General features: G+C 42.1%; 27 protein-coding genes. 12 read left to right on the forward strand and 15 right to left on the reverse strand.

Annotated features, from left to right (window positions below):
- The gene (locus tag METHO_RS13875) at positions 1-159 is read right to left on the reverse strand and encodes a hypothetical protein (protein WP_015324500.1); all 159 of its coding nucleotides are present in this window, start codon (positions 157-159) and stop codon (positions 1-3) included.
- Positions 156-896, reverse strand: coding sequence for a Nif3-like dinuclear metal center hexameric protein (locus METHO_RS05290; protein ID WP_015324501.1), 741 nt, complete (start codon positions 894-896; stop codon positions 156-158). Before METHO_RS05290 ends, METHO_RS13875 begins: the two co-directional genes overlap by 4 nt.
- A gap of 142 nt (positions 897-1,038) precedes the next feature.
- On the opposite strand from METHO_RS05290, the gene METHO_RS05295 reads away from it, so the two are divergent.
- The 10 genes from METHO_RS05295 to acnA all read left to right on the forward strand — a co-directional run bounded on the left by METHO_RS05295 (position 1,039) and on the right by acnA (position 14,291).
- Entirely contained in the window at positions 1,039-1,782 is a 744-nt protein-coding gene (locus tag METHO_RS05295; protein WP_015324502.1) for an RAD55 family ATPase, read from the forward strand.
- 15 nt (positions 1,783-1,797) lie between these two features.
- Complete coding sequence (locus tag METHO_RS05300) at positions 1,798-2,298, forward strand: hypothetical protein (protein ID WP_015324503.1); 501 nt, start codon at positions 1,798-1,800, stop codon at positions 2,296-2,298.
- A 184-nt stretch (positions 2,299-2,482) separates the two neighbouring features.
- Positions 2,483-4,816, forward strand: a complete 2,334-nt coding sequence (locus tag METHO_RS05305) for a PAS domain-containing sensor histidine kinase (protein ID WP_015324504.1) — start codon at positions 2,483-2,485, stop codon at positions 4,814-4,816.
- Positions 4,817-4,873: 57 nt separating this feature from the next.
- Entirely contained in the window at positions 4,874-6,130 is a 1,257-nt protein-coding gene (locus METHO_RS05310) for a hypothetical protein (RefSeq protein WP_048831059.1), read from the forward strand.
- A gap of 46 nt (positions 6,131-6,176) precedes the next feature.
- The gene (locus METHO_RS05315; protein WP_015324506.1) at positions 6,177-7,190 is read left to right on the forward strand and encodes a DHHA1 domain-containing protein; all 1,014 of its coding nucleotides are present in this window, start codon (positions 6,177-6,179) and stop codon (positions 7,188-7,190) included.
- Positions 7,191-7,205: 15 nt separating this feature from the next.
- Complete coding sequence (engB, locus tag METHO_RS05320) at positions 7,206-7,835, forward strand: GTP-binding protein EngB (RefSeq protein ID WP_015324507.1); 630 nt, start codon at positions 7,206-7,208, stop codon at positions 7,833-7,835.
- Between the two features lie 740 nt (positions 7,836-8,575).
- The gene (glgP, locus tag METHO_RS05325; RefSeq protein WP_245546337.1) at positions 8,576-10,273 is read left to right on the forward strand and encodes an alpha-glucan family phosphorylase; all 1,698 of its coding nucleotides are present in this window, start codon (positions 8,576-8,578) and stop codon (positions 10,271-10,273) included.
- A gap of 78 nt (positions 10,274-10,351) precedes the next feature.
- The gene (locus METHO_RS05330) at positions 10,352-10,933 is read left to right on the forward strand and encodes a diacylglycerol/polyprenol kinase family protein (RefSeq protein WP_015324509.1); all 582 of its coding nucleotides are present in this window, start codon (positions 10,352-10,354) and stop codon (positions 10,931-10,933) included.
- Positions 10,934-11,097: 164 nt separating this feature from the next.
- Complete coding sequence (locus tag METHO_RS13880; protein WP_015324510.1) at positions 11,098-11,274, forward strand: hypothetical protein; 177 nt, start codon at positions 11,098-11,100, stop codon at positions 11,272-11,274.
- Between the two features lie 239 nt (positions 11,275-11,513).
- Complete coding sequence (gene acnA, locus METHO_RS05335) at positions 11,514-14,291, forward strand: aconitate hydratase AcnA (RefSeq protein ID WP_048831060.1); 2,778 nt, start codon at positions 11,514-11,516, stop codon at positions 14,289-14,291.
- Between the two features lie 160 nt (positions 14,292-14,451).
- Here acnA and METHO_RS05340 read toward each other — a convergent pair whose 3' ends face one another.
- Positions 14,452-14,655: a CxxC-x17-CxxC domain-containing protein gene (locus METHO_RS05340; protein ID WP_015324512.1), complete on the reverse strand. Its 204-nt coding sequence runs from the start codon at positions 14,653-14,655 to the stop codon at positions 14,452-14,454.
- A gap of 392 nt (positions 14,656-15,047) precedes the next feature.
- Between METHO_RS05340 and METHO_RS05345 the strand changes: the two genes are divergently transcribed.
- Positions 15,048-16,145, forward strand: a complete 1,098-nt coding sequence (locus tag METHO_RS05345) for a citrate/2-methylcitrate synthase (protein WP_015324513.1) — start codon at positions 15,048-15,050, stop codon at positions 16,143-16,145.
- Positions 16,146-16,189: 44 nt separating this feature from the next.
- Here the strand turns inward: METHO_RS05345 and METHO_RS05350 are convergent, their stop codons facing one another.
- The 12 genes from METHO_RS05350 to METHO_RS05400 all read right to left on the reverse strand — a co-directional run bounded on the left by METHO_RS05350 (position 16,190) and on the right by METHO_RS05400 (position 24,507).
- Positions 16,190-16,642, reverse strand: coding sequence for an SRPBCC domain-containing protein (locus tag METHO_RS05350; RefSeq protein ID WP_015324514.1), 453 nt, complete (start codon positions 16,640-16,642; stop codon positions 16,190-16,192).
- Between the two features lie 36 nt (positions 16,643-16,678).
- Positions 16,679-16,813 carry a hypothetical protein gene (locus METHO_RS14255; RefSeq protein WP_015324515.1) on the reverse strand — a complete coding sequence of 45 codons (135 nt, stop codon included), beginning with the start codon at positions 16,811-16,813 and terminating at the stop codon, positions 16,679-16,681.
- Between the two features lie 181 nt (positions 16,814-16,994).
- Complete coding sequence (locus METHO_RS05355; protein ID WP_048831061.1) at positions 16,995-17,252, reverse strand: transposase; 258 nt, start codon at positions 17,250-17,252, stop codon at positions 16,995-16,997.
- Between the two features lie 65 nt (positions 17,253-17,317).
- Complete coding sequence (locus METHO_RS05360; RefSeq protein ID WP_015324516.1) at positions 17,318-17,530, reverse strand: winged helix-turn-helix domain-containing protein; 213 nt, start codon at positions 17,528-17,530, stop codon at positions 17,318-17,320.
- A gap of 874 nt (positions 17,531-18,404) precedes the next feature.
- Positions 18,405-18,605 carry a hypothetical protein gene (locus METHO_RS05365; RefSeq protein WP_048831062.1) on the reverse strand — a complete coding sequence of 67 codons (201 nt, stop codon included), beginning with the start codon at positions 18,603-18,605 and terminating at the stop codon, positions 18,405-18,407.
- Between the two features lie 492 nt (positions 18,606-19,097).
- The gene (locus METHO_RS05370; protein WP_015324518.1) at positions 19,098-19,712 is read right to left on the reverse strand and encodes a 4Fe-4S binding protein; all 615 of its coding nucleotides are present in this window, start codon (positions 19,710-19,712) and stop codon (positions 19,098-19,100) included.
- Between the two features lie 30 nt (positions 19,713-19,742).
- Positions 19,743-20,120, reverse strand: a complete 378-nt coding sequence (locus METHO_RS05375; protein WP_015324519.1) for a MarR family transcriptional regulator — start codon at positions 20,118-20,120, stop codon at positions 19,743-19,745.
- A gap of 167 nt (positions 20,121-20,287) precedes the next feature.
- Positions 20,288-20,902, reverse strand: coding sequence for an ABC transporter permease (locus METHO_RS05380; protein ID WP_015324520.1), 615 nt, complete (start codon positions 20,900-20,902; stop codon positions 20,288-20,290).
- Positions 20,884-21,540: an ABC transporter permease gene (locus tag METHO_RS05385; RefSeq protein WP_015324521.1), complete on the reverse strand. Its 657-nt coding sequence runs from the start codon at positions 21,538-21,540 to the stop codon at positions 20,884-20,886. Before METHO_RS05385 ends, METHO_RS05380 begins: the two co-directional genes overlap by 19 nt.
- Positions 21,541-21,572: 32 nt before the next feature.
- Positions 21,573-22,700, reverse strand: a complete 1,128-nt coding sequence (locus METHO_RS05390) for an ABC transporter ATP-binding protein (protein WP_015324522.1) — start codon at positions 22,698-22,700, stop codon at positions 21,573-21,575.
- A gap of 55 nt (positions 22,701-22,755) precedes the next feature.
- Positions 22,756-23,664: a glycine betaine ABC transporter substrate-binding protein gene (locus METHO_RS05395; RefSeq protein WP_015324523.1), complete on the reverse strand. Its 909-nt coding sequence runs from the start codon at positions 23,662-23,664 to the stop codon at positions 22,756-22,758.
- Between the two features lie 69 nt (positions 23,665-23,733).
- Complete coding sequence (locus METHO_RS05400) at positions 23,734-24,507, reverse strand: superoxide dismutase (RefSeq protein ID WP_015324524.1); 774 nt, start codon at positions 24,505-24,507, stop codon at positions 23,734-23,736.
- Positions 24,508-24,763: 256 nt separating this feature from the next.
- Between METHO_RS05400 and METHO_RS05405 the strand changes: the two genes are divergently transcribed.
- Positions 24,764-25,678 (forward strand): DUF5996 family protein, encoded by a 915-nt coding sequence (locus tag METHO_RS05405; RefSeq protein ID WP_156811039.1) that lies wholly within the window; start codon positions 24,764-24,766, stop codon positions 25,676-25,678.
- Positions 25,679-25,695 lie beyond the last annotated feature (17 nt).

Below are 25,695 nucleotides of genomic sequence, written 5' to 3' on the forward strand. Positions count from 1 at the left end.
CTACTCACATTCTCTTTTCACAGAAGGACCTCTGTAAACTCTTTTTTCATAATCACCATATCCTCTGTGTTTGGGTCTGACCTTCTTCTGTAGTTCTTGTTCAAGCAGTTCTTCCACATGTTCCCATTCTGTTTGTTCCGATGTCAACTTATCCCTCATATCACCCTTATGAATGGGTTATGATGTATGAATTCCACGTCCAGTCCCAGCATGTCAGCCAGACGCGGGCACAGCTCTTCCATACCCGGGTTCTCTGTAGCGTAATGGGTGGCATCAATAAGTGTAAGCTCTCCCCGGGAACGTATCACGTCATGTTTCAGTTCCGAAGAAATGAAAGCTTCAACATCATGCTTTTTTGCTATTTCAAGGTACTCATTGCGAAAACCACTTCCCCCAAAGACCATAACGCGTTTAATATCATCCCTCTCTCCCACATATTGCACGTGCGTGTTCAGGCTTTTTGAAACATGGTTTGCCAGAGTCTCTGTTGAACACAAAGGCACTTCGCCTATCCTTCCAGTTTCCAGCTCCTGTATATTGCTAAGCCCCAGCTTCTTTGCAAGTACATCGTTTATCCCTCCTTTAGCTCTGTCAAAATTTGTATGCATGGAATACAGGGAGATCCCGTTGTCCAGGGCTATTTTCAGACTGGTGGCAAGAGTCCTGGAAATGGAATTTACCGGGTTGAAAATAAGGGTATGATGCGTGATCAAGAGATCTGTATCGATTTCGGATGCTCTGTTTAGTACATAGTCTGTAGGGTCTAAAGCAACTGCTATTTTTTTAATGTCATTGTCAAGGTCAAGATTAAGACCAATTCTGCCAATATCAAAATCTGCGGCAAGCTCAGGAGGAGCTATCTTTTCCAGAACTGGAACTATCTTAGATAGATGCATGAAAAACCTTCGTCTTCAATTAATAAGAATCTATCGCAATCATATCGATTTGCTCTACTGCAGGCTTTAAGAGATGTTTTCGGCATAATTTCATAGAAGGATTAAAATATAATTAAATATATTATTGTTTTGAGGTTTACTCATGAGAATAGAAAGTGGGATAGATGGTCTGGATGAAATCATACAGGGAGGCCTTCTCTCTGAACGCGTTTATCTGTTAAGTGGGCCACCAGGAGGTGGCAAAACCACCTTTGGTGTGCAGTTCCTTGCAAAAGGCGCACTTCAGGGTGATGTGGGGTTGTATGTCACTCTGCTTGAATGTCCCCAGAACATCATAAGCGACATGTCCAATTACTCCCTTGATATCATACCATTAATAAAAGTGAAAAAACTATTGTTTGCAGATCTGGGACCCCGTATGGAATATGGGTACATTGATGAGCTGAAGGATATAATTCATCCTCATGAAGGGGTGGAAGGTTTTTCCAATGAGCACGAAGCTCCTTCACCTGCTACTGTATTTAAGGAACTGGCGGCATACGTTGCTGAATACAATATCAAAAGGTTGGTGATCGATTCCATGACAGCCATACGTTTTGCGACACAGGATCCGGCGCTGCAGGAAAAAGAGATGACCCGCTTTATCAGGAATCTTAAAAAGCTGGGTTGTACCACTATACTCATAGGAGAGCTCACCGATCCGAATGCATATACTACCGAACAGTTCGCCTCTCATGGCGTGATCTTTCTGCATAATTTCCTATATGCGAAGCAGATGACACGTGCCATTCAGATCATCAAGATGCGTGGTACAAAACATGACTGTAATATGCACAAGGTCCAATTCACTGAACGCGGGCTTCAGGTAGAAGGACTGGTCCAATAAGGATGTGGTCTTAAGGTGCGGTTCTTTAAGAAAGCGGAAACAAAAAGAAATCTCAGCGACTCGGAAAAAGCTGAACTTGAGCAAAGAGCTTATGACCTCGGATTAGAGGTCGGTTATCATAAGCACTCAGAGCTCGGTTGGGTGAGTGAGCGCTACACTGCACTGGAATCAGTGGCAAAGGAAGCAGATCTCATGGAACTTGTCAGTGAAAATTATAAAAAAGGGAAGGAAACAGGGGCCAAGAGACGAGAGAGGGACATGAAACTTGGTCTCAGCAAGAAAGAAAAGAATAAGGGAAAACATGCTTCTGACACGCTATATGGTTGTTACTCTCAAGAAAGGGATCGCATTCATTTAAGATCTGGTTTCACATCTTTTCAGGACAGCAATGCGCACCCCTACAGCATGCTACAGCATGCCGAGATAACTGAAATGCCTTCAATTACCGAGATCCCCAGAGCAGTGGAAAGACCTCAAATGATCAATGGTTTCAAACAGCTTGTTCCAAAGGAATGAAACCGTGCGATATGATATCACTTTGAGGAGTTGTACTATTATATAATCTATCATTATATAAAAGTACGTGATTTATGTGAATAATAGCAACAGTAGGCATGAAAAGCATTCAATTTTATCTCTTACAAGATACTGCAAGCATAATGAACGATATTACTCTTAGATCGAATGTACAGGAATATCCATGATCTCGAAGAATACAGGTTCTGATGTAGTTCACAGTACCTCCGAAGACAATGAGATCGATTTCTCTCTTGTTCCTTTTTCCATGGACTTTCATGATCCTGATCCGGGGATCTGGCATGCATACATGGATGCTGTTCCTTCCATGTTGCTTGTTCTTGACACTAACCAGGTCGTCTCTTTTGTGAGCGAACATTTTTGTAAGGGCCTGCACTACACAAAACAGGAGATCATTGGTCATATATGGTATGAAATACTGATAGCTCCCGGAAAGAGATATGAAGCCAGAAAAACATATGCCAAACCGGCTGAATATGTAATAGATGATCATGGTGTTGAATTACCAATAATGGATAAGCATGGACAGGAACTTCCTGCGATCCTTAGGGTCGGATACATTCAGGACAGGAACGGAAATATTACCGGGATCATAGCACAAATAGAAATGGTCAATTCTGCATACGATAAATATTCTGTATGCTCTGCTGCTGATAAGTATCGTGTGCTTGTGGAAAATTCGGCGGATATGATCGTGGCAACGGATACGGCGGGTGTGGTCATTTATATAAGTCCTTCCATTGTTACATATGGCTTCATTCCTGAAGAGGTGATCCTCAAGGAGCTGTCAGATCTATTTTTTTTTGAGGACCAGAGCAAGATCATTCACTCTCTGTCGATCACCCTTAATAAATCCGGGCAGACCCGGGTACAAGGCCGCCTTAAAGACCCGAATGGAAAAATATATTGGGTGGAATTGTATGCACAAGCATTATTAGATAACGATTATCATGTTAAAGGGATAACTGGTACCATAAGGGACATTGCCGACAGGAAAGCTGATCTTAATGCTCTGGAGATGACCACTGACATGTTCATCTCTCAGGCACGCTCAGCTTCTGAAGTGATCATTTTTTCAGATTCTAAAGGCACTATTTTATTCTGGAACAGGGGTGCTGAGAACCTCTTCTTCTATACGGCTGAAGAAGCATTGGGCAAACATATTTCCATGATCATGCCTCAAAGATATTGGCATATACATCAGGGATGGGATATTGTTGTTTCAACAGGCCGTTCCTGGGCAATGGGAAACATCATCGAACTTTACGGTCTGAAAAGAGACGGAACAGAATTTCCTATCGAGATCTCGCACTCCTCATGGAAGAAAGATGGAGCTTCCTTTTTTAGTGTAACTATCAGGGATATCACACAGCGAGTTCTTAATGAGAAAGAAATGCGGGAAGCTAAGGACAAATATCGTATGATATTTGAGAAATCACCTCTGGGTATAATCCATTTAGATAACTCTGGGGTGATCACTCAATGCAATAAGAGCTTTGTGGATATAGTAGGTGTGGAAGAAGCAAATGTAATTGGTAATATAATTGGTCTTAACCTGATCAATTCTGATGCAAGTGAGGAGATCAAAAGATGCATCACAACAGTGCTCTCAGGAAAAACCGATGATTTCTCAGGTACTTCCTTTTCATTTATGGGTGTAAGAGATACTCCTATAAGGGCCAGCTTTGTTCCTGTGGTCACTGAAGATAAAGCTGTTGCTGGCGGCATTTGTATAGTGGAGGACATAACTGAAAGCGAGAAGGCAAGGGAGGCACTGATACACGCAAAGAACGTAGCTGAAGAAGCTAGCAGAACAAAGAGTGAATTCCTTTCTAATGCTACACATGAACTAAGAACGCCTCTGAATGCTATCATGGGATTCTCTGACCTGTTGCAGGAAAGCATCGAGGATAAGCTGAACGAGGACCAGCGTAAATACCTCACTAATATAATATCAGGGGGTAAAGACCTGCTTGATGTTGTAAACAACATTCTTGATATATCTAACATAGAAACCGGAAAAACAAGTCTTGAGCTTGAGAAAATCGATATGCCAGTTCTCATACAGGATGTTGTCACTGAAATGTCTTTTTTTGCTTCTAAAAGGAACATTGCACTGCAAACGGAACTTGATCCTCAGATAGGGCTGATCCGGGCTGACAGAAACAAATTACATCAGATACTTACCAATCTGGTAAGCAATGCCATCAAGTTCGGTAAAGAAGGAGGGTTCGTACAGCTAAGGGTCAGGCAAATATATGGCATGCTGCATGTCGAGGTCATAGATAATGGTATAGGTATCATTATCGATGATCAGCAGATGTTGTTCAAGCCATTTACGCAGTTGGACTCATCCTCAACACGTAAATATAAAGGAAATGGTATTGGACTTTATATTGTTAAGCAGTTTGTAAATCTGCATGGCGGAAGCGTATGGGTGGAAAGTGAAATCAGAAAGGGCAGTACTTTTACGTTTACCATTTCCCTGGATCTTTAGTTGCTGTATGATTTTTAATAGCTATGTTCAGATTTTCACGAAAGGGTCAGAACTGATATGGATCACAGATCTATGTTGTTTGCTGTAGTAATGGTGATATGCCTTATACTGCTGCAGCAGCCTGTAAGTGCAAAAGGTGCTGGGGATACGGAATGGCTTACTCCCTCAAACGTCACTCTCTATTGGGGTGAGCAGGTCCTGATAGGCGGATACACTATTACTGCACAGGATTTTTCACCTTCAAAGCCTGTAGACCTTCCGGACGATTATGTGATGCTCAATGTCAAAAGTAATACTTCGCGTTCATGGGGTGCCATTCTTGCTCTTAATAATTCTATCATTCCTAACGAAACGATACTCGACGGATCTATCAGATTAACTGCTAATAAAATTATAACAGGCCGTGATATACCTACTCCCTATGCCACTATAGAAGTTGCCCTTGCAAATATTCCATCCGTCAGTAAGCAAATACCCTGGATTAACAGTGTAGTTAGGGTAAAAAGGCTCCCTGTAAATGAAGCATACATCGATGAACGTGTAAATATATTGATCGAGGTGATAAGTCAAAAGGATATGTCCCTGGAGAATATCCGCATTAATGAGACAGTACCTGCCGGGTTCATAACCGATCCGGATATTGAGGGTACCTGCTGGACCATCAGTCTGAGCCCAGGAGAAAAACGATCTCTATCTTACTCCATACGTGCTTTAAGGCCAGGGACTTTCCTGATACCTGGTATGCAAATGTTCTTTGACCATAATGGTGTAACCCACCACTTGCAAACCAATGCAAGCGAAATTGTGATACATGGTCCCTATATAGATGTGAACAAGTCTTTTATTTATCAGGATATGAGGACAGATGGTCTTTTAAATGTCACTCTCAGGGTCAGTAACACTGGAGACCGGGCTGCTTATGTACAGCTTACTGACCAGATACCTCAAAACTGCCAGCTGATAAGCGGCAACCTGAGCAAAAGCCAGGTCATGCAGCCATCGGATATATGGGTGCTTGAATATTCAGTACTTGTAGGCTCCGGAGAAAATATTGTGATACCAGGTGCAAAAGTGAGGTTTGTAGACTCCAGGGAATATGGAGATGCATTTGAGTCTGCAAGCTTTTTATTCAGAATTCAGGAAAATATAGTGGAAAAGACTGAAACCGAAGAAGATATGTCCCTGGCGGAAACACCTGTTAAAACAGAGGCTGAAACCCAGGAGAATATGGTCACTGAAAAAATAAATTCTGTAAGCAGTCTTAAGCGCTGTCTGATTAACCTGATCGAAAGGGCTATAGGCTGGAGATCATAGTGGAGGACAGGAAACATTTTAAATACATGCCAGACCAACTTTTATTATGAGAGCTTTTGGAAAGGACCGTCTAACTGAAACTTTTATTTTCACTCATGGGGATTCTGACGGCATCTGTTCCGGTGCCATCGCAAAGAGTGCCTATCCGGACTCACATATATATTTCACAAGCCCTGTAAGCCTGTTACAAAAACTGGAGCTGGGGAAAGGGTACAAGCGTGTGATCATTTGTGATATTGCTATTGATGAACGTACCAGCGCACAGCTTCTTCAAAAGCTTAAAGATTTATCCCGGGAAAGTGAACTGATCTATATCGATCACCATCCTGTACCAAAGAACGGCTGGGATGAACCCTGGCTGCATAATGATCCATGTGTATGTTCCTCAGAGCTGACCTATAAAGTGCTTGCCCATCGTCTGAACAGGGATATGCGCAGAGTCGCTATTTATGGAGCTATAGGTGATTATGCAGATGATACCGATTCTGTAAAGGAGTGGTGTGAAGACTGGGATAAAAGGACCCTTTTCTTTGAGGCCGGTGCACTTGTCCAGGCGGTTATATATGCAGGTCGTGAATTCGATTTCAAGAGAGTGCTTATCGAATATCTTTCAAAGGATCGCCTTCCTTCAACTATTCCTGATGTACTTGATTTTGCAAAACAATGCTCTGATCTGGAAGAGCAGTTGAGGCTAAGGATCAAAGAGCAGGTTAAGAGCTTACAGAACATAGCCTATGTTATTGACCCCAAAGGTTACAAGTCCAAATCAGCTATATACGCTGCAGCTTACGGTCAGCGAAAAATTGGAATCTCTGCCGAATACAGGCAGACAAAGCATTCCTATGATATGAGCTTCCGTTCACGTAGTCCTGTTGATCTTAATCTTATCTTGCGGGATGTAGCTCCCCGATATGAGGGGACTGGCGGTGGTCTTGCGGAAGCAGCTGGTGCAAGGATACCAGTGGCTAATTTTCCAGCCTTCCTGAAAGACCTTGATATGCGCATAGGCGAAGAAGAGAAGAAGCTGAAAGAAGAACATATTATAGATAAGTGCCATTAAGCAACCGGAGATAATATGAAAAATAAACCGGACCTTGCTTATGGTGCTGAATTTGAGATATTATTTGTGGGCAGGTCTAATGTTGGAAAATCCTCTGTCATTCGCAAACTGACAGGCAGTAAAGTAAGAGTGGGCAAAAGGCCCGGTGTGACCCTGAAACCTACGCATGTAAGATTAGGTGATCTGCTGGTTACGGATATGCCTGGTTTTGGTTTCATGCACGGTGTCAAGGAACGTAAGCAGGACATCGTCAAAGATCAGATAGTACATTATATAGAGGATAATGCAGAAAGGATCGATCTTGCTGTATTGGTGGTTGATGGCTCTTCTTTTCTGGACATAGTTACCAGGTGGGAAGAAAGGAATGAAATTCCTGTAGATATTGAATTGTTCAAGTTCCTGAATGAGATGGAGATCCCTGTCATTTTGGCTATCAATAAAGTGGACAAGATCGAAGAAGCTATGGTTGACCATGTGCTTGATGCTATTGTGGAGAAACTTGGCCTGCCCTCACCTTGGAATATGTGGCAGGAAGTTGTGGTACCTGTAAGTGCCAAAGAGAACGACCTTAAGAAACTTGTGTCGTGTATCCGGCAACGCATGCATCTTGCAAAAAGGGATGATCTTTTCAGATATGTGCACTGATATTAGAAAATTTCAATAAATCTGTATTATATATGTAACCGGTAAATTATAGATGTTGATTGTCCGACCAAATACATATATAATTTAAATAATATAATCTAATGTAATCTTATACTTATGGCAGAGTGCTGAAGTGTGCATTTTGAAATAATGTCTTAAATATCTATGAATGGGATGAAGCTCAATATCAGCGTGTTTCTATCTTGAGTCTGAGAAAGATCTTTATATCCGTTTCAATATAATTTACGTACAATATTTAAGGAAAAAGATAAAGAAGCAAAAGTTATTATTGCTATCTCCGATAATATGTCTCGAGGAACTACGCAAGAAAATAAGGCCAGTGTCATGAATTATGGGAAACTGACACAAAGCAGTGTATATATATATATACATATTTATATATGTGTGTGTATACAACAGTCGTCACATGTCCTGAACTTCTAAGAGCCATAAAGATGTAGGAATTTCTGATGAAGCATCTGATCTCACAATTTGTAATAATTATCAGTAAGGTGAGAACAGGTGATAGCACAGTAACTGGTATCATGATCTATATGGTCCCCGACGGGACCAGGCAACTTTAATATTCTGGCAGATGCAGGATCGATGCAATTCCTGCTCTAAGACGCTCTTGTCATCTGTACGGAAAAAGAGACCGGGGTTTTGCTTTCAAAACCGGTTTACCCAATTTACTTAATAATCAAAATTGATACAATAACGAGGGAAATATGCAGCAATTAATGAGCGACCAAAGATCAATAGCCTATTTTTCAATGGAGATAGGGATTGATGAACAAATCCACACTTATAGCGGTGGCCTGGGGATACTGGCCGGTGACACTATACGCTCATCGGCTGATCTGAAGGTGCCACTGGTTGCGGTAACTCTTCTTTATCGCAAAGGGTACTTCCGTCAGAAGATCGAAGCAGATGGATGGCAGCGGGAAGAAACGGCAGCTTGGGACGTTGAAGGCATTCTGGAGGAAATGCCTCAGAGAACTATTCTCATGCTGGAAGGAAGAACTATCCATTTAAGGGCCTGGAAATATGAGGTCAAAGGAGTTACCGGCTTTACAGTACCTATCTATTTCCTTGATACTGATATGCCTGAGAACCATGAATGGGATAGGACCCTGACACATCATCTATATGGTGGGGATGAACACTACAGGCTTTGTCAGGAAGCTATCCTTGGTATAGGGGGTATCAGAATGCTCCGAGCTCTCGGCCATCAAAATATTCAGAGTTTCCATATGAACGAGGGACATGCAGCACTCCTGACACTTGAGCTGCTGGATGAACATACAAAAAAGGATGGCAGAGCATATTTGATCGAAGATGACAGAAAAGCTGTGAGAAGTAGATGTGTATTCACGACTCACACTCTTGTTCCTGCCGGTCATGATAAATTCCCTCTAGATGTGGTACGCAGGGTGCTTGGGCAAAGGGAGGATTTCTTTGCCTTGGAAGGTGTCATTCACGATGATTTTCTTAACATGACCCGTCTGGCCCTTAACCTTAGCCGTTATGTTAATGGAGTTGCAAGAAAACACGGGGAAGCCACAAGGCTTATGTTCACAGGATATTCCATCAATTCCATTACTAATGGAGTCCATGCTGCTACTTGGGTTTCAGAACCTTTTCAAAAACTTTTTGATAAATACATTCATATCTGGAAACAGGATAATTTCAGCCTGCGCTATGCATTAAGCATTCCAAAGCAGGAGATATGGGATGCCCATATGGAGGCAAAAAAGAAATTGCTCGATCTTGTCAACAAGCAATCAGGTGTGCAGATGGATGAGAATATACTTACCATAGGCTTTGCAAGACGGGCTGCGACATATAAACGAGCTGATCTCCTGTTCCACGATGTAGAAAGATTAAAAAGAATATCTTCACAGGTTGGAAAGATACAGGTCATATATGCCGGCAAGGCGCATCCCAGGGACTATGAGGCCAAGAAGCTCATCCAGCGTATATTCCAGGCTAAACAAAATCTTAATGGAGACATTAAACTTGTGTATCTTGAAGATTACAACATGACCCTCGGTGCAATGATGACTGCCGGAGTTGATATCTGGCTGAATACTCCTGAACCGCCTATGGAAGCTTCTGGAACCAGTGGAATGAAAGCTGCTCTTAATGGTGTTCCCAATCTGAGCGTGCTGGACGGGTGGTGGATAGAAGGAAACATAGAAGGTGTGACAGGCTGGTCAATTGGGGAAGCGGTTATAGGGAATGGTGAAAACCGTGATCATTCCTTGGATGCAGCCTCCATGTACGATAAGCTGGAACATACGATCGTTCCTATGTTCTATAACAATAGGGACCAATTCATCAGTATGATGTCACATTCCATTGCTATCAATGGTTCATTCTTCAATACCCATAGAATGATGCAGGAATATGTGCTTAACGCCTATTTCTTATGCTAAGAAGCACGGAACGTTCAGCAGATACAAAACCAGAAAGACAAATGACCTTTCATTTGTCTTTTATCCATCTGATATTCCATGACTATATCCATTCTAACTAAAGAACTCTGGCGCAAAAGCATTCATCTTACATCTCTTTTTATAGTAGCAGTCTATGTTTACCTGGGAAAGCCGATAGTACTGGATATGCTCATCGTATATCTGGTCTTAATTTTGCTGATCGAACATTTCCGCCTCAGTCGTGGCATTAAAATTCCGTTTTTCGATATATTGTATAGAGAAAAAGAAAGGTCATGTGTGGGAGGACATGTTTTTTTTGTCCTGGGTTCTATTGCTGCTATCGCAGCGTATAGCAAAGAAGTGGCTATCACTTCAATACTTATGATAACTTTTGGGGATATGGTTGCTTCTCTTGTAGGCATCAAGGCGGGTAAAACCCCTCTTAAAGGGACAAACAAGTCTCTGGAAGGCAGCGTTGCTGAATTCTTTACAGATCTTATAATTGCTGGTGTATTGCTGCAAAGTTTTTCTGTGGCTTTTGTCATGGCTGCAGTTGCCACTTCAGCTGAAACATGGCTAACAGGGATAGATGATAATTTATCCATACCTGTATTATCTGGTTTTAGTGCAGAGCTCATGATGTTAATTATTTCAGTATAAATCTGTTCTGACAAAACCCGGTTTTTTAATAAAATGTCTACGCTCTAAATCAAATTAACTTTAGTTACACACAAGTTGTTTTTTTGAAAAGTTATAAATAGTGCCGTTGCATACTCTAATTATACACCATGATCTAATTAACTGAAAAAAAAAGAGGCTGGAAAATGACACCATGGGAATATGAGATCAGATCGGTAAGGTTTGGAAACTGGGATCAGACAAAAGAAGATCTCAACAGAATGGGCATTGATGGCTGGGAACTGGTCAAGTTCTCTGATCAAATCGATGCAAATGTGAGAATGGCATATTTCAAAAGATCGATCGATGGTCTTGATATATGATTTTTTTGTTTACTATCTCCTCTTTTTTATTTTTTCTTTCAGGCATTTGATATTTCATTGATTCCCAGCAAGGGTAGTCTACAAATACCTTGAGAGACCTTGTCATCTGATAACGTTAATGTTCAGTGCTGATATGAATCGGATCAGACAACAATTGTCATTAATGATATCACAATGACAGACTTATGAGGCAACAAGCCAAAATTATCATTACACATTTTACTCTGACAGGTGACAATATGACCGGAAAAGGAAACCCGTTCGGTGCAAGAGAGACCGTTGATATTTGTGATGAGAACGTGACGATCTACCGTCTGAGCAAGCTTGAGGAAATGGGTATGGTAAACATATCCCGTTTACCGTATTCTATCAGGATATTGCTTGAATCCCTTCTGAGGAATGCAGGAAGCGAGGTTGTAAGTGAGGAGGACGTCCGTAACCTTGCTGCATGGAATCCTGAAAATATACAGCAATCGGAGATACCGTTTATTCCTTCAAGGGTCATACTTCAGGATTTCACAGGTGTGCCAGCGGTTGTAGACCTGGCTGCAATAAGATCGGCGATGCAACGCCTTGGGGGAAACCCGGCTGAAATCAATCCTGTGGTACCAGTGGATCTTGTAATAGACCATTCGATACAGGTGGATTACTTTGGAACTTCTTATGCCATGCATTGTAATGAAAAGTTCGAATTCCACCGTAACCAGGAACGATATGAACTGCTTCACTGGGCACAAAGAGCTTTTGACAATCTCAGGGTTGTACCCCCCGGAACAGGCATAATTCATCAGGTAAACCTTGAATATCTGGCGCCTCTGGTACATTTCAGGGAAACGGAACACGGTAAGATAGCATATCCTGATTCCCTTGTAGGTACCGACTCTCATACGACCATGATCAATGGTCTGGGTGTGCTAGGCTGGGGTGTGGGTGGTATAGAAGCAGAGGCTGTGATGCTTAACCAGCCCTATTATATGGCTATTCCTGAAGTCTTAGGTTTCAGGCTATATGGTGATCTGAAGGATGGGGTGACAGCAACAGATCTGGTTCTCACTGTAACGCAAATGCTAAGGAAATATGGTGTTGTTGACAAGTTCGTGGAGTTCTACGGACCGGGTATGAGAGCTCTTGATCTGACGATAAGGGCAACCCTGGCGAACATGGGCCCGGAATATGGGGCTACAATGGGATTCTTCCCTGCTGATGAGAAGACCCTGGAATATATGCTTATGACAGGCAGGGACAGGAAGCATGTGGACATGGTCCGCGAGTACCTCAAGATACAGGGACTGTTCGTAACTGATGATTCTCCGGAACCTGTATTCACACATACGCTGGAACTTGACATGAGCACCGTGGAACCATGCCTGGCAGGACCCAAAAGACCTCAGGATCGCATAATGCTTTCCGAAATGCCCCACGTATTCCACAAGGCAATGGAAACGTCATTCAAAGAAAAGAGAGGAGGAGAGTTACTCGCAGCAGATCCGGAATACAATCGCTGGCTGGAAGAGGGGGGGTACAGTGTTGCAAAGGACAAATATCCTGGTCATTCTGGTCTTCTGAAGATCAAATGTTCTGAAGATAATGTTTCTGTCTCGCATGGTGCTGTGGTTATTGCATCCATTACTTCATGCACCAATACTTCCAATCCCGCCGTGCTCATAGGTGCAGGGCTGCTTGCAAAGAAAGCGGTGGAGAGGGGACTGCGGGTGAAACCCTTTGTGAAGACAAGCTTGTCTCCGGGTTCTAGGGTAGTAACCGACTATCTGAAAGCTTCGGAATTAACACCTTATCTCGAGGCTCTGGGATTCCATGAGGTAGGATATGGATGTACCACATGTATCGGTAACAGTGGTCCTCTGAAGGATTCAGTGTCTCAGGCAATAAAGAACAAAGACCTTACAGTTGCTGCAGTACTTAGCGGTAACAGGAATTTCGAGGGCAGAATCAATGCCCAGATAAAGGCGAACTATCTTGCTTCTCCCATACTGGTGGTCGCATTTGCTCTTGCAGGTACAGTGGACATCGATCTTACCCGGGAACCTGTAGCATGTGATCCTAATGGGCAGCCAGTGTATCTGAAAGATATATGGCCCGGACGGGAAGAGATCAATGATTATGTTTCCAGGTATGTTCTTCCTGAAATGTTTGAAAACCAATACTCCAATGTGTTTGAAGGCACACAGCTGTGGAAGCAAATGAATGCTCCCAGCGGAACCCAATATAGCTGGAATCCTGAATCCACTTATATCCAGGAGCCACCTTTCTTCAAGGATTTCCCACTTGATATAAGGGCAAAACAGGATATAAAGGGTGCAAGGGTTCTGGCAATGCTGGGTGACAGTATAACCACTGACCATATATCACCTGCAGGGTCCATACCTGCACACTATCCTGCCGGAGAATATCTCCTTAACCGCGGTGTAGATGAAAAGCATTTTAATTCATATGGAGCCCGCAGAGGAAATCATGAGGTCATGATGCGTGGGACCTTTGGTAATGTCAGGCTCAAAAATCAGCTTGTTCCAGGAAAAGTGGGCTCCTGGACCTTGCATCTGCCTGACAGACAGGAGATGTACATCTATGATGCTGCCATGCAGTATATGAAAGATAAAGTCCCATTGATAGTGATCGCAGGCAAAGAGTATGGTACTGGAAGTTCTCGCGACTGGGCTGCCAAGGGTACTCAGCTTTTGGGAGTCCAAGCAGTGATAGCTGAATCATTCGAGCGTATTCACCGCAGCAATCTTATAGGCATGGGAGTACTTCCCCTGCAATTCAAGGAAGGAGAGAATTTCAGAACCTTTGGATTAGATGGGACTGAAGTATATGATCTGTTGGATATTGCCATGTTGCAGCCCGCCGGTGAACTGAGGGTTGTGGCCCACAAGGCAGATGGCACCGCAAAAACCTTCAATGTCATTGTAAGGCTTAATTCTTCCATTGAGGTGGAATATTTCCGAAATGGAGGAATATTGCATAGGTTCCTCAGGGAGAATATCAAAGGGAACTGAGTTTCCCTTTAGATCATTTTTTAATAAATTTTAAAAATATTATGCTACCCGGTGGTCCTGGCATGAAAAACAGTAAAATATAAAAAGAGCTTTGTCGGCATATATAAGTAATACCGACAGCAGATCAATAATTATAATTTAGTATATTGATGACTTAAGTTCAGTATCTCTTTGGTGGCCTGTGAGCTGGCAGGCAGTCCCTGCAGTATACTGGTCTGTCGGGGTCAGGTTCGAAAGGTACCTGTGTTTCCTTACCACAGTCTGCGCAGGTTGCATTGTGCATCTCTCTGTTTTCCCCACCGAAACCGCCACGGCCGCTGCCGCCTCTGTTTCCTTGGGATGATCCAAATCCTCTGCGTTCCATATATTTACCTCCTATTTATTTTATTATCAATCTATCCAAAAGAGACACTCTGTTTCTTGTAGGAGGCTTTTTGAACATAATTGACTCATTTATACATTGTTTTTTCAAATATAATAGTTTTGCTTAAAAAGGGTATAAATTCACATGAATATGAAACTGTAGGTTGCGGTTTTGTTTAAAATGAATTTTTATTATATAATTTTTTATATTAATTTGTGCTTTATATACACTCGGTTTCTTAAAAGATTTATAAAAATTGAAAAAGCTCATAAAAGGGTGCTACAGAATGAATATGATAGATGCTAATTCGTAAAAACACTTAAATATGTTTGAATAAAACACTCATATTACATATTTTACTAAAAACACGTTGCTTATAAAATGGGATTTTGATGGACCAGGTAAAAAAGGGCTTAGAGGGTGTTGTAGCTTTGGATACGCAAATATCTTTTATAGACGGTGTCCAGGGCATACTCAGATACAGAGGTATAGAGATAGAAAAGCTTGCAGACCTTTCTTATGATGCGGTTTCTTATCTTCTCATATATGGAAAGATACCCGACGCCGGAGAACTGAAACCATTTTCCATGGAGCTTATTAAGGAAAGGGACGTGCATCCACATCTTCTGGACATGTTGAAGTTCTGTGATTTTGAGCACGAATTCCTCGATGCCTTGAGAACTGCTATTTCCGTATGTGCGCATTTTGATGAAGATTTAAATGACATTTCTGAGCAGGCCAATGTCAGAAAGGCCATAAGGCTCATTGCGCGGTTCCCGACACTGGTTGCCGCTTTTTACAGGATGGCTAATGGTCTGGAAGTAATATCCCCGGATCCATCTCTCTCCCATGGAGCGAATTTCCTGTATATGCTAAGAGGAGCACTTCCCACTGCACTGGAAGCGCAAGCAATGGAAAAAGATTTTATTCTCAGTGCGGAGCATGAACTGAATCCTTCTACCTTCGCTTTGAGGATAACCGCTTCCACTCTCTCTGACATGCATTCAGCCGTCATATCAGGTCTCTGCACCCTTAAAGGCTCCCTGCACGGCGGGGCAAGGGAGGGAGTGATGGATATGCTGGATGATATAGGTTCAGCTGACAATATCGCAGCATATGTTCAGGAGCATCTGGAGCACAAGCAGAGAATAATGGGATTCGGACACCGGGTCTATAAGACCTATGATCCCAGGGCCCGTATCTACAGGGACATAGCAATGCAAGTGGCCACGGAGAAAGGTAAAAGCCACTGGTTTGACCTTGCCAGGGAAATAGAGTCAGTAATGTATCATGAAATGGTTGAGAACAAGCATAAACCCATATATCCGAACGTGGACTTCTACTCAGGGGTACTGTATAAGGACCTGGATATTCCTTCATATATGGCTACCTCTATCTTTGCCATAGGAAGGATATCCGGATGGATAGCTCATTTTATGGAACAATATGCTGATAACAGGGTCATCAGGCCCAGAGCACATTTTGTTTAAAGGATCTGCAACATCAAAAAGTCTCGGATCCAGAGGACTGAAAATCAAGGATCTCTGTTTGCCTTTCTTTTTTCGGCTATTATCTTCAGTTGCTCGTTCATGGCATTGAAGCCATTTTCCGTGTCTTCTTTTATCAGATACATAAATAATGGTACGAGAAGGCCGGTGAATTTTTCGCAATTGATGAAATGTACACTTCCATCTTCCATTTCCTCTATCCTGAACAAATGCTCGCCGTCCAGTAATCCCTTTACCCAGAATTGCCCTTTCCAGCGTATTTCCCTGTTTACCTCTGTATTGAGCACCACAGGTTTGAGATTGATCTTCAAGAAGTCATTGGTTTTAAACTGCACTTCGAGCAGTTCTCCAATTTGCAGTTTTCCGGAAACATGGGTGATAAATGGGTTCCATGCATGATACTCTTTGAGATCAGCGAGAACTTCCCATACATCTTTCGGCAATGCCTGAATGTTGATCGTTGTACAAATTCTTTTCATATTGATCTTTTAAAACCCTTAAAAGTTTATTGCGGCTTAGAGGGTGTCATTTATGAGAACATCAATGATCTTATGAAAACCTTCCTTATCTGCATTTTTGAAATAATGTGCAGAATCTATGCCTATAACCATGAAAAAAACCAGTAAAGCATTGTTGAGCGAATATCTCATTAAATTCTCCTTGTCATTTTAATGCACGAGCTCAAACTTTAAATGTTTAGCGTTTGATATATTATCACAAGATACTAGAGGCTTTATAAAAACCTCATTATTTGAAAATAGTTGTATGACGTACATAACTAATTGATTATAAAGAGGGTTAATCTAAATCTTCAACAATTAATATTGAAACTTAAAGTCTCAATAGAGTCCCTTTATTGAAAAATGAACCAATGACTTGATTACTTCTTTTGAGTTCCTTCTTTACCCTTGCCAAGATATTCGTAGTTTTTCTTTTTCTCCAATGCTCTTTTGCTGTATTTTTGTTAGTCACGAGTGTGCTTCCAGCATCTTCACTATCGACAAAATAATCTTCTAAAAGGTCATATAGATTTATGGTCCTGTATCTTGCGAGCTCACTCCCATGATCTACTAAGGACAGGATTATCATATTTTACAGCAATTTAGATACGCTGGCGTTTTTCAAGTGCTGAAGGGGCCAGCACTACGAAATTTTTATTTCAGTTTTATTACACAGACATGATCAATCTTTTCCATGAGTAACTTATCTTCTCTTGCAAGCCAACCAACGGCCATTAAGACTGTTTCGGAATCAAAACCGCTTTTTTTGAGCGTTCTCTTCAGTTTAGCTGTAGTTGATTCGTCTTTCTCAAGCAGTCTGTAAACATGGCCTGCTGCCTCTCCTATACTAAAACATACGTCATCCATATTCTCACCGGTATTTTACTTTACTTATGTACAGACTATAATGATGGATATGTTAATTTTGAAATGCCCTCATCTTGCAAAAATATACATCTATTCCATTAGATCCCATTTTCATGCTACCCCTCATTGCATGTGGAACTCCCCAGTTCCCAATCCGCTTATCACATCTCATCTGAGAAGATATTGCTTATTTCCAATTTAAATAAAACTTATTCTATATAACATCTACGGGGTTTAATTTAATGTCATTGCAAAAATTGTAATGCCATTATAATTTTAAAATCTATTGTTCCGGTTACTTTCGCTATCCTTGGCTCAGGTGCTTATTATCATACTTTCAAGTTCAGATAAAGTATCCAATCAATTGCACATCTGCACTATGTTTCTGTAATTCTGTTACCCACAGATGCATATTCCACTGTTTTGTAAGGGAAGAGCATTTGAGCTGTTGGCAGCGTATCTATTTTGCTGTAAAATGTGATAGTCCTGAACCTTAATAGAATATTACAAACAACTAGGAGAAGGTACAGCAAAATAGAGGCCCTACCTAAAATCCCAAGCCTTCTGTATATTCACATACCTTTAGCATATTATGCTGCCCATAATAATTTACATTCAGGTCTTGTTAAATATCATTGTGTTATAAGTTATTTTAATCCAGTTAAAAATTACTGGGGCTAAATCCATAGGGGATTAAAAATCCCACAAACTTCCCAAGATGTCAGCAAAATTCTCATCCTCTCCATGCTGACATCTCCCACTCTTCACAAGGATGCTGGTTAAAAGATTTGATATGGCTATCCTGCTCTGTTGCTTTACCGGGCTGCGTTCCGGTTTGACAGTTTAATATAAGAAACATACACCAGGGGCATGATCACCTCCTCCTGTTGATGGTACCGAATGCTGTTACAAAGAACCCAGCAAACACTGCAGTTGCCAGCCATGCCATTCTGTTGACATCCTGGTATTGAGCTGCCACATCAGTAATAGTCATTGTGGTGAACTGATTGGAGAGATCTGCAACTCTTGTCTGGGTGGTAATGTAGTCTTCTTCTGAGCATACGCCGTTACACACATTTTTACCCACAACCGGGGGAGTACATGGGTAAATTGCACACAATAGAAGAAATATTATTCAATATATCTAATGTTTCTAAAAAAGATTTTTATAAAAATTGATGAAAGGCGGGGTATTGATGCGATTTATACAGATTGTCCATATGTATAAAAATATACAATAATGATATAGTTCCAGTACAAAAGTGTAGCAGATCACATGCCAACGGCTGCATGGTTAATGAGTTGAGACGATAGTGCAGAAGAGATTTTAGAAGAATAGTGTGTTGGTGGGAGGTGTGTAGGCTCTCATCGAGCGTGTGTGCGCATGAGGTGTGGAAGTTATTAATAAATCTATCTATGTGTAAAACGTCCTCTATATAACGAATTTTTCTCGACACAGGCAATAAACTGTTAACATAAATGTAATAATGATAAGTTCCACATAATGGAAGCAGCAGCAGATTTATTTGTGACAGCCTCAATAGTATGAGTGAAGAAGTCTATTCACTCAATTTTCAAATGCAAGTGCATCTTTTGGACATATCTCAATGCATCTGCCACATTTTATGCAATCTCTTTTAGTAAGGCTATTACGGACATCCAGCTGCATTGGACACACTTTATCACACTTCTTACAGTTGATGCATTTTTCAGCATCCAATTTTACCTGATACCGATCTTTTCCCAAAATGTGCTGTACCGTACCCATGGGACAGAATGTACACCAGGTCCTGGGATTGATGGACAAGCCCAGCAATATGGCTATTGTAGTTGTGGTCAGACACATGATCACAAGTATCATACCTATCTGATTGAACAGACCCTGAGTCTGTAGCAGCCTGTATCCCATAAATCCCATCATGAACAAAAATATGGGTACTCTTATCCAGAAACTCCTAAGCACAGGAGGGATCTTTTTATTCTGACTGATCTTGCCTAACCAGAAATCATTGAAACTGCCTCTGGGACACAGATTTCCGCAGAACCACCTTCCTCTGAAAGGACTGATGAGCAGTAAGGTGCCAAACACCAGGAGCATGAAGTATCCCAATACTGGATACCACAAACCTGCAATAGATACGATGATTACAAGGATCCCAAGATATGGAGTAATTTTAAGCATTTTTTCACCAGGACAATGTATTAGGGACTTTCAAGGAACAATTACAATATTTTGATCCTCTTCCCATATTATCAGTTCTTTTTCAACGCGCTCAACCCAGCTATTAATTATTTTCATGATAAGTTCTTTGATCTCTCTCTTGTTCTTTATCCTGTACACAAAGAAATAGCCCCCTCCGTCCAGGTTGTTCTGGAACTTTTGCAGTACTTTTTTTTCAGTGAGTTTTTTGACGCTTCTCTGTACTGTGGATATGTCAAGAGACAGATCTGCAGCTACTTGCTCGGTAGTGAACCATCTGGTATCATTTCCCAAGAGATATTTCAATACCTGAAGCTCTGCTTTTGTCAGATTGAGACCACACTTTATGACAGCTTCGATCTGGAACTCCTTACATGCAAAATCTACCATAACACTACCTCTGCATAGTTACAGTACTGTATTAACATAACAGTATTATATAAACCATGTCAAGTACTGCAATATACTGACCATTAATAGCAGTACTGCCAAGAAGAGGGAAAGCCCTTAACGAATATCCCGATCTCAAGATCATTCGCAAGATGAGTAAATTCCGTTTATTGTTTGATATAGCCGGGTGTCAGCTTTTTCTCCAGCAAGGTAAAAGAAAGATCTATGAACAGAGCCAGCAATATTGCAGGGATAGCTCCTAAGAGCAGCTTTTCAGTGTTATAGCCGATTAGTCCCTGAAAGATGATTTCTCCCAATCCGCCGCTGCCAATGAACGCAGTAAGTACAGCTATGCTGTTTGCCAGGATGGCTGCAAACTTGATACCTGCGAACATGGCGGGATATGCATTCGGGAACCTTATATAGCGCTGTATCTGCCATTCACTGAGCCCGATGCCGTTAGCATAGTCTATAAGCGCAGGGTCCACATTTGTAAGACCAATGTATGTGTTCTTGATTATAGGCAAAAGCGCCCTCAGCATTATGGCTATAAGTGCAGGAACAAAGCCTATTCCCAGAAAAGGTACCACTATGGCTATCACTGCAAAACTGGGCACTGCTTGCACAAGGTTGGCAAAGTTCATCACAACTGATGCCAGCCGCCGGCTATAGAGAGAGGCGAATGCAAGAGGTACTGCTACCATGATGCTTGCCAGCAACGTGGTGTACACAAGCACGATGTGTTCCCACGTAGCATTCAGTATCAACGCTGTGGCTGCCATGTACCATACCTCTTGTACAGTTCTTTTTCAATCCTGCCAGCCCCGAGGTCAAGTATAACAGCCAGTATCCCTGTCCACAGGCCTGCCAGCAGTATGACATCTTTCTCATACAGCTGGATACCGTTCTGGAGCACGGTTCCAAGTCCTCCGGCAGCCACAAGCCCTCCCAGTGTGACAACACCCATGGTGAACACCAGAGCTATCCTTATCCCCCCGGCTATGAGAGGCAGGGCCATGGGTATCCTTACTTTGAGAAGTATGTCCCGTGGTGACAGTCCAATAGCTTCAGCCACATATATGTATTTGCTATCCACGCCTTTAAGGCCGGTATAGGTGTTCCTTGCTATAGGCAATATTGAATAGATCACCGAAGCAGCTATCGTTGGTCCTGTTCCCAGACGCAAAAGAGGCAAAAGAATGACCAACAATGCCAGATCCGGTATTGTTTCCAGTAGATTGAGAAAGTTAAGTACCGGGGAAGCTATCCTCGGCCTGATGTATATGAGCACTCCCACACCAACTCCGATTATCACCGATATGGTCAGAGCGATACTGAACATTTCCAGATGTTCAATGGTCCGTATGGTAAGCAGGTGCTTATCCCACAGTGTCATAATTTCGTGGAAATCCTCTATCATCTTGCTCCATTTACCTTTCCATTATATTTCCATTATATTAACTTCAAAAGCACTTCGTCAGATACCAGCATCCCGCCTACTGTATCTCCGTTCATGACCATTGCCATGTGTTCCCCGCTCCTTTTCATCTCAGAGAGTGCTGTTGCCACTGAGTCACGCAGAGCAAAGACCTTCATGGGCTTTGCTATGTCTCTAAGAAAAGGATGTTGATCCTCACATTTTAACAGGTTCACCATTTCCACTTTGCCTACCAGCATACCATTCTCAAAGACGATACCAATCTCGGTGTCCCTGTCTTTCATGATCTCCACTGCATCACAGGCATCCACTCCCCCGTCCAGGATATACTTTGCATCCAGTGGGGTCATCAAATCTTTGACATTCAACGTATCCATGTGCTTGAACTTCCGTTCCGTATCCACGATATCTGCAACCAGGTCGTTCACAGGGTCAAAGATGAGATCTTCCGGAGCACCCACCTGCACAAGCTTGGCATTGTCCATGATGGCTATCCTGTCCCCAAGTCTGAATGCCTCTTCTATATCGTGGGTGATGAAAACTATAGTCCTGCCGATTTCCTTCTTGATCTCCAGGAACTCTTTCTGTAACTGTTTTCTCAAGATCGGGTCCAGAGCTCCGAAAGGTTCATCCATCAGAAGAAGTGGCGGATCCATGGCAAGAGCCCTGGCAAGACCCACACGCTGCTGCTGGCCGCCGCTTAGCTGCCGTGGATATCTATTGATGAAACGGTCAGGAGGCAGGGAAACGAAATCCAGCAGATGACGCACTCTTCCACTTGTACTTTTATCGTCCCAGCCTTCAAGTTTTGGAACCAGACCCACATTCTCTCCGATCGTCATGTGAGGGAACAGGCCAATGTTCTGTATCACATAGCCCATGTTCCTCCTGAGCTTTACCGGGTCTAACTGCATGACATTCTGTCCATTTATCCGGATGCTCCCGCTGTCCGGTTCTATCATCCTGTTGATCATGCGAAGTGTTGTTGTCTTTCCGGAACCGCTTGGTCCGATGAGGATCAGCAGTTCTCCTCCCTCTATGGTAAGGTCCAGGGATTCCACAGCATAACGGGAACCATATTTCTTGCTTATTTGCTGCAGTTCAATGGACTCGATTCTTTCAAACAATCTCTGGGTTGGCATCTTTTGTTTCCGGGTATTGTTTTGTAAAAAAGTAATGGATGGGACTTATAGAGTCTTATGCTTCAATAAGCCCTTCCTGAACAAGGAACTCCCTTGCGATATCCCGTGGCTCCATCTTCTCCACATCGAACTTGTAGTTAAGTTCTCTCATGGTATCCGTGTCTATCCTGCCATCAAGTTTCTTTAAAGCCTCCACAGCATCAGGATTACTATTCGCGAAGTTTTCTGTCATGATGTATATTGCATCATAAGGAGGCAATGCATTCATGTCATCCTCAAGCACCCTCAGGTTGAAGACCTCGTTCCTGGTATCCGTAGTATATGCGGATATGGCATCCACGTCATCTATCTTGACAGCTTCATACATTACCGTTGCAACTGCCTGTTTGTAATCCTTGAACTCAATGCCGTATACAGCCTTTATGCGGGGCAGTCCATCCTCGCGAGTGGCGAACTCAGGATCTGTACCTACGGTCATCTGAGAGGCATAGTCTTGCAGATCGCTGATCTTCGTGACGTTATTTGCTTCTGCCCAATCCTCTTTCACTGCAATGGCGTATGCATCTTCGAATCCCGGGCTGCTGACTATAAGTATCTTGTCGGTCTCCTTCAATCCCTTTTCAGTTTCAGTGTATACTACTTCAGGGTCCCACACTTGAAGTGCCGGTTCTTTGAGGATCTGGCTGTAGGCGGTTCCTGTGTATTCCACATAGGTATTTATTTCGTCCTTCTTCAATGCTTCATAGTTGACGAATGTTCCTCCCAGCCCTTCGATAACATCGGTCTTATATCCCGCATCTTCCAGCATAATTGCTGCCATATGGGCAAGTATGTACGATTCCTGGAAGAGTTTGGATCCTATTACCACAGTAGGCTTTTCATCAGTTGTCTTTTCAGAGCAGCCACTTGCCAGCAAAGCAACAACTATCACTAATACCATCATGACAGACTTTCTCATTTGCATATCACATCCACTTTCTGTTTGTTGATAAAGTGCTCAAAAGGTTCCCGCTTTTCAACATGGGAATTGAACTTATTCCTTGAGTTGCTGGACCTTCCTGAAGTATCTATCGATCTCTTCCCAGTTGACGATGTTCCAGAAAGCATCTATGAATTTACCTCTCTCGTTCTTGTAATCCAGATAGTAGGCATGCTCCCATACGTCTATAGCCATAATGATCGGGAAATCCGGAAACAGATTTACATTATGCTTTTCTATCTGCATGATCCCCAGTCTTTTGGTGTCATTGCAGAAGGTAAGTGCTGCCCAGCCTGAACCTTCCACGCTTGCTGCCGTCTGAGTGAACTCTTTTTTGAAACGCTCGAAGTTCCCGAAATCTTCCTTTATGACCTCGGCCAGTTCACCTACGGGCTCTTTTGTCGCATTGCCTGCCGGGGTCATCTCCCACCAGAAATAATCATGCAGCACATGCCCTCCCAGATTAAAGGCCACAGCTTTGGCAGTTGCTTTGTAGTCAAAGTCCGTACCTTCCCTGCGGGCCTTTTCCATCATCTGCAGCAGTGAGTTCACATTAGTGACGTAAGCCTGATGATGCTTTTCATGGTGTATACGCAATTGCTCTTCTGAAATATACGGTTCAAGGTCGGCATAACCATATTTCAAAGCCGGTAACTTATACAGTTCTTTAGCCATAGTAGATTCCCCATATTGATCGGCCAAGAGGGTCTGTTCTATAATATTGAGGGAGTATCTGGACGGATAACCCAGGTTACAGATCCTGTTAACCAATTCCCTGATTTCATACTCACAAAATATCTCAGACCACAATGCTGCTTTAATTCCCACAAAATTTCCTATGCAACAAGTAGTCCTATATATTGCATTCAAAAAGCTTCTATATAAAGTTATGTAGTGATGGTTTTAGAATATATGAAGTTACAAGCAGGTTTAAAACAGGTTTCACATGCAGTTACTATTATCCGTTTATAACAGGAAAAAACGGCAGTCTTTCACGAAGTTTGTCTGAAATTTATATTTTACTTGCAAATATAGGACAATTGTTTCCAAAGAGATATATAAGAAAAAGCAAGATATGAGATTTATGGAAGACGGGAAAAAAGAAACTTGGCCTGAATTATCCTTTGAAGAAGGAAAAGAAACTTATCAGACCATCCACTTATGGACTCAGATTGTTGGAAAAATAAAACTGACGAAAATGCCTTGGATCAATCATTCATGGCATGTTACCCTAATGGTTACACCAGTTGGTCTTACTACTGGCGATATTCCTTCAAACGGCAAACATTTTCAAATAGACTTTGACTTTCTCAATCACAAATTAGAAATAACAACCAGCCAAAATGAAGTAAGAACATTCAACTTGTTGTCTCTTTCCATTGGTGCTTTTTACAGAAATATTTTGTCTTCATTGGAGGAGCTTGGAATAGAAGTAAAAATCAATCCAGTACCAAGTGAAATGGAAAATCCTACTCCTTTCGATAAAGATGAGAGGAACTTCTATGTACCCGCAATAGCCACTGCTCTGCATTATGCCCTGCTTAAATCTAATGAAGTTTTTACACAGTTCAGGGCAGGCTTTATCGGAAAATGTAGCCCTGTTCACTTCTTTTGGGGAAGCTTTGATTTGGCAGTTTCTCGTTTCTCCGGACGTAAAGCTCCACCACATCCCGGAGGTATCCCTAATTTTCCGGATTGGGTAGCCATAGATGCTTATTCTCATGAAGTGAGCAGCTGTGGTTTTTGGCCTGGAAACGAAGCAGTGCCTTTTGCAGCTTTTTATAGCTACATTTATCCTGAACCCCAAGGTTTTAAATCTGCTGCTATAAAGCCTGAAAACGCTTACTATCATAAGGATTTACGCGAATTCATCCTTCCTTATAAAGAGGTACAGCAAGCTAGTGATCCATCTCAGATGTTATTGGATTTTCTTAATACCACTTACAGAGCAGCGGCAGATGCAGCTTATTGGGACAGAGAAAATTTAGAAAGACAGTAAAGGAAAAAGTTACACAA

Source organism: Methanomethylovorans hollandica DSM 15978, from assembly GCF_000328665.1.
GTDB lineage: Archaea > Halobacteriota > Methanosarcinia > Methanosarcinales > Methanosarcinaceae > Methanomethylovorans > Methanomethylovorans hollandica.

Coding starts and splice junctions, on each gene's coding strand:
- METHO_RS05380 (WP_015324520.1), bottom strand. CDS start 20,902: ATGGCAGCCACAGCGTTGATACTGAATGCTACGTGGGAACACATCGTG.
- METHO_RS05340 (WP_015324512.1), bottom strand. CDS start 14,655: ATGGAACGCAGAGGATTTGGATCATCCCAAGGAAACAGAGGCGGCAGC.
- METHO_RS13875 (WP_015324500.1), bottom strand. CDS start 159: ATGAGGGATAAGTTGACATCGGAACAAACAGAATGGGAACATGTGGAA.
- METHO_RS14255 (WP_015324515.1), bottom strand. CDS start 16,813: ATGAGATATTCGCTCAACAATGCTTTACTGGTTTTTTTCATGGTTATA.
- METHO_RS05405 (WP_156811039.1), top strand. CDS start 24,764: ATGGAAGACGGGAAAAAAGAAACTTGGCCTGAATTATCCTTTGAAGAA.
- glgP (WP_245546337.1), top strand. CDS start 8,576: ATGAGCGACCAAAGATCAATAGCCTATTTTTCAATGGAGATAGGGATT.
- METHO_RS05315 (WP_015324506.1), top strand. CDS start 6,177: ATGAGAGCTTTTGGAAAGGACCGTCTAACTGAAACTTTTATTTTCACT.
- METHO_RS05330 (WP_015324509.1), top strand. CDS start 10,352: ATGACTATATCCATTCTAACTAAAGAACTCTGGCGCAAAAGCATTCAT.
- METHO_RS05305 (WP_015324504.1), top strand. CDS start 2,483: ATGATCTCGAAGAATACAGGTTCTGATGTAGTTCACAGTACCTCCGAA.
- METHO_RS05395 (WP_015324523.1), bottom strand. CDS start 23,664: ATGCAAATGAGAAAGTCTGTCATGATGGTATTAGTGATAGTTGTTGCT.
- METHO_RS05345 (WP_015324513.1), top strand. CDS start 15,048: ATGGACCAGGTAAAAAAGGGCTTAGAGGGTGTTGTAGCTTTGGATACG.
- METHO_RS05360 (WP_015324516.1), bottom strand. CDS start 17,530: ATGGATGACGTATGTTTTAGTATAGGAGAGGCAGCAGGCCATGTTTAC.
- METHO_RS13880 (WP_015324510.1), top strand. CDS start 11,098: ATGACACCATGGGAATATGAGATCAGATCGGTAAGGTTTGGAAACTGG.
- METHO_RS05375 (WP_015324519.1), bottom strand. CDS start 20,120: ATGGTAGATTTTGCATGTAAGGAGTTCCAGATCGAAGCTGTCATAAAG.
- METHO_RS05355 (WP_048831061.1), bottom strand. CDS start 17,252: ATGATAATCCTGTCCTTAGTAGATCATGGGAGTGAGCTCGCAAGATAC.
- engB (WP_015324507.1), top strand. CDS start 7,206: ATGAAAAATAAACCGGACCTTGCTTATGGTGCTGAATTTGAGATATTA.
- METHO_RS05295 (WP_015324502.1), top strand. CDS start 1,039: ATGAGAATAGAAAGTGGGATAGATGGTCTGGATGAAATCATACAGGGA.
- METHO_RS05390 (WP_015324522.1), bottom strand. CDS start 22,700: ATGCCAACCCAGAGATTGTTTGAAAGAATCGAGTCCATTGAACTGCAG.
- METHO_RS05310 (WP_048831059.1), top strand. CDS start 4,874: ATGGATCACAGATCTATGTTGTTTGCTGTAGTAATGGTGATATGCCTT.
- METHO_RS05290 (WP_015324501.1), bottom strand. CDS start 896: ATGCATCTATCTAAGATAGTTCCAGTTCTGGAAAAGATAGCTCCTCCT.
- METHO_RS05370 (WP_015324518.1), bottom strand. CDS start 19,712: ATGCTTAAAATTACTCCATATCTTGGGATCCTTGTAATCATCGTATCT.
- METHO_RS05385 (WP_015324521.1), bottom strand. CDS start 21,540: ATGATAGAGGATTTCCACGAAATTATGACACTGTGGGATAAGCACCTG.
- acnA (WP_048831060.1), top strand. CDS start 11,514: ATGACCGGAAAAGGAAACCCGTTCGGTGCAAGAGAGACCGTTGATATT.
- METHO_RS05350 (WP_015324514.1), bottom strand. CDS start 16,642: ATGAAAAGAATTTGTACAACGATCAACATTCAGGCATTGCCGAAAGAT.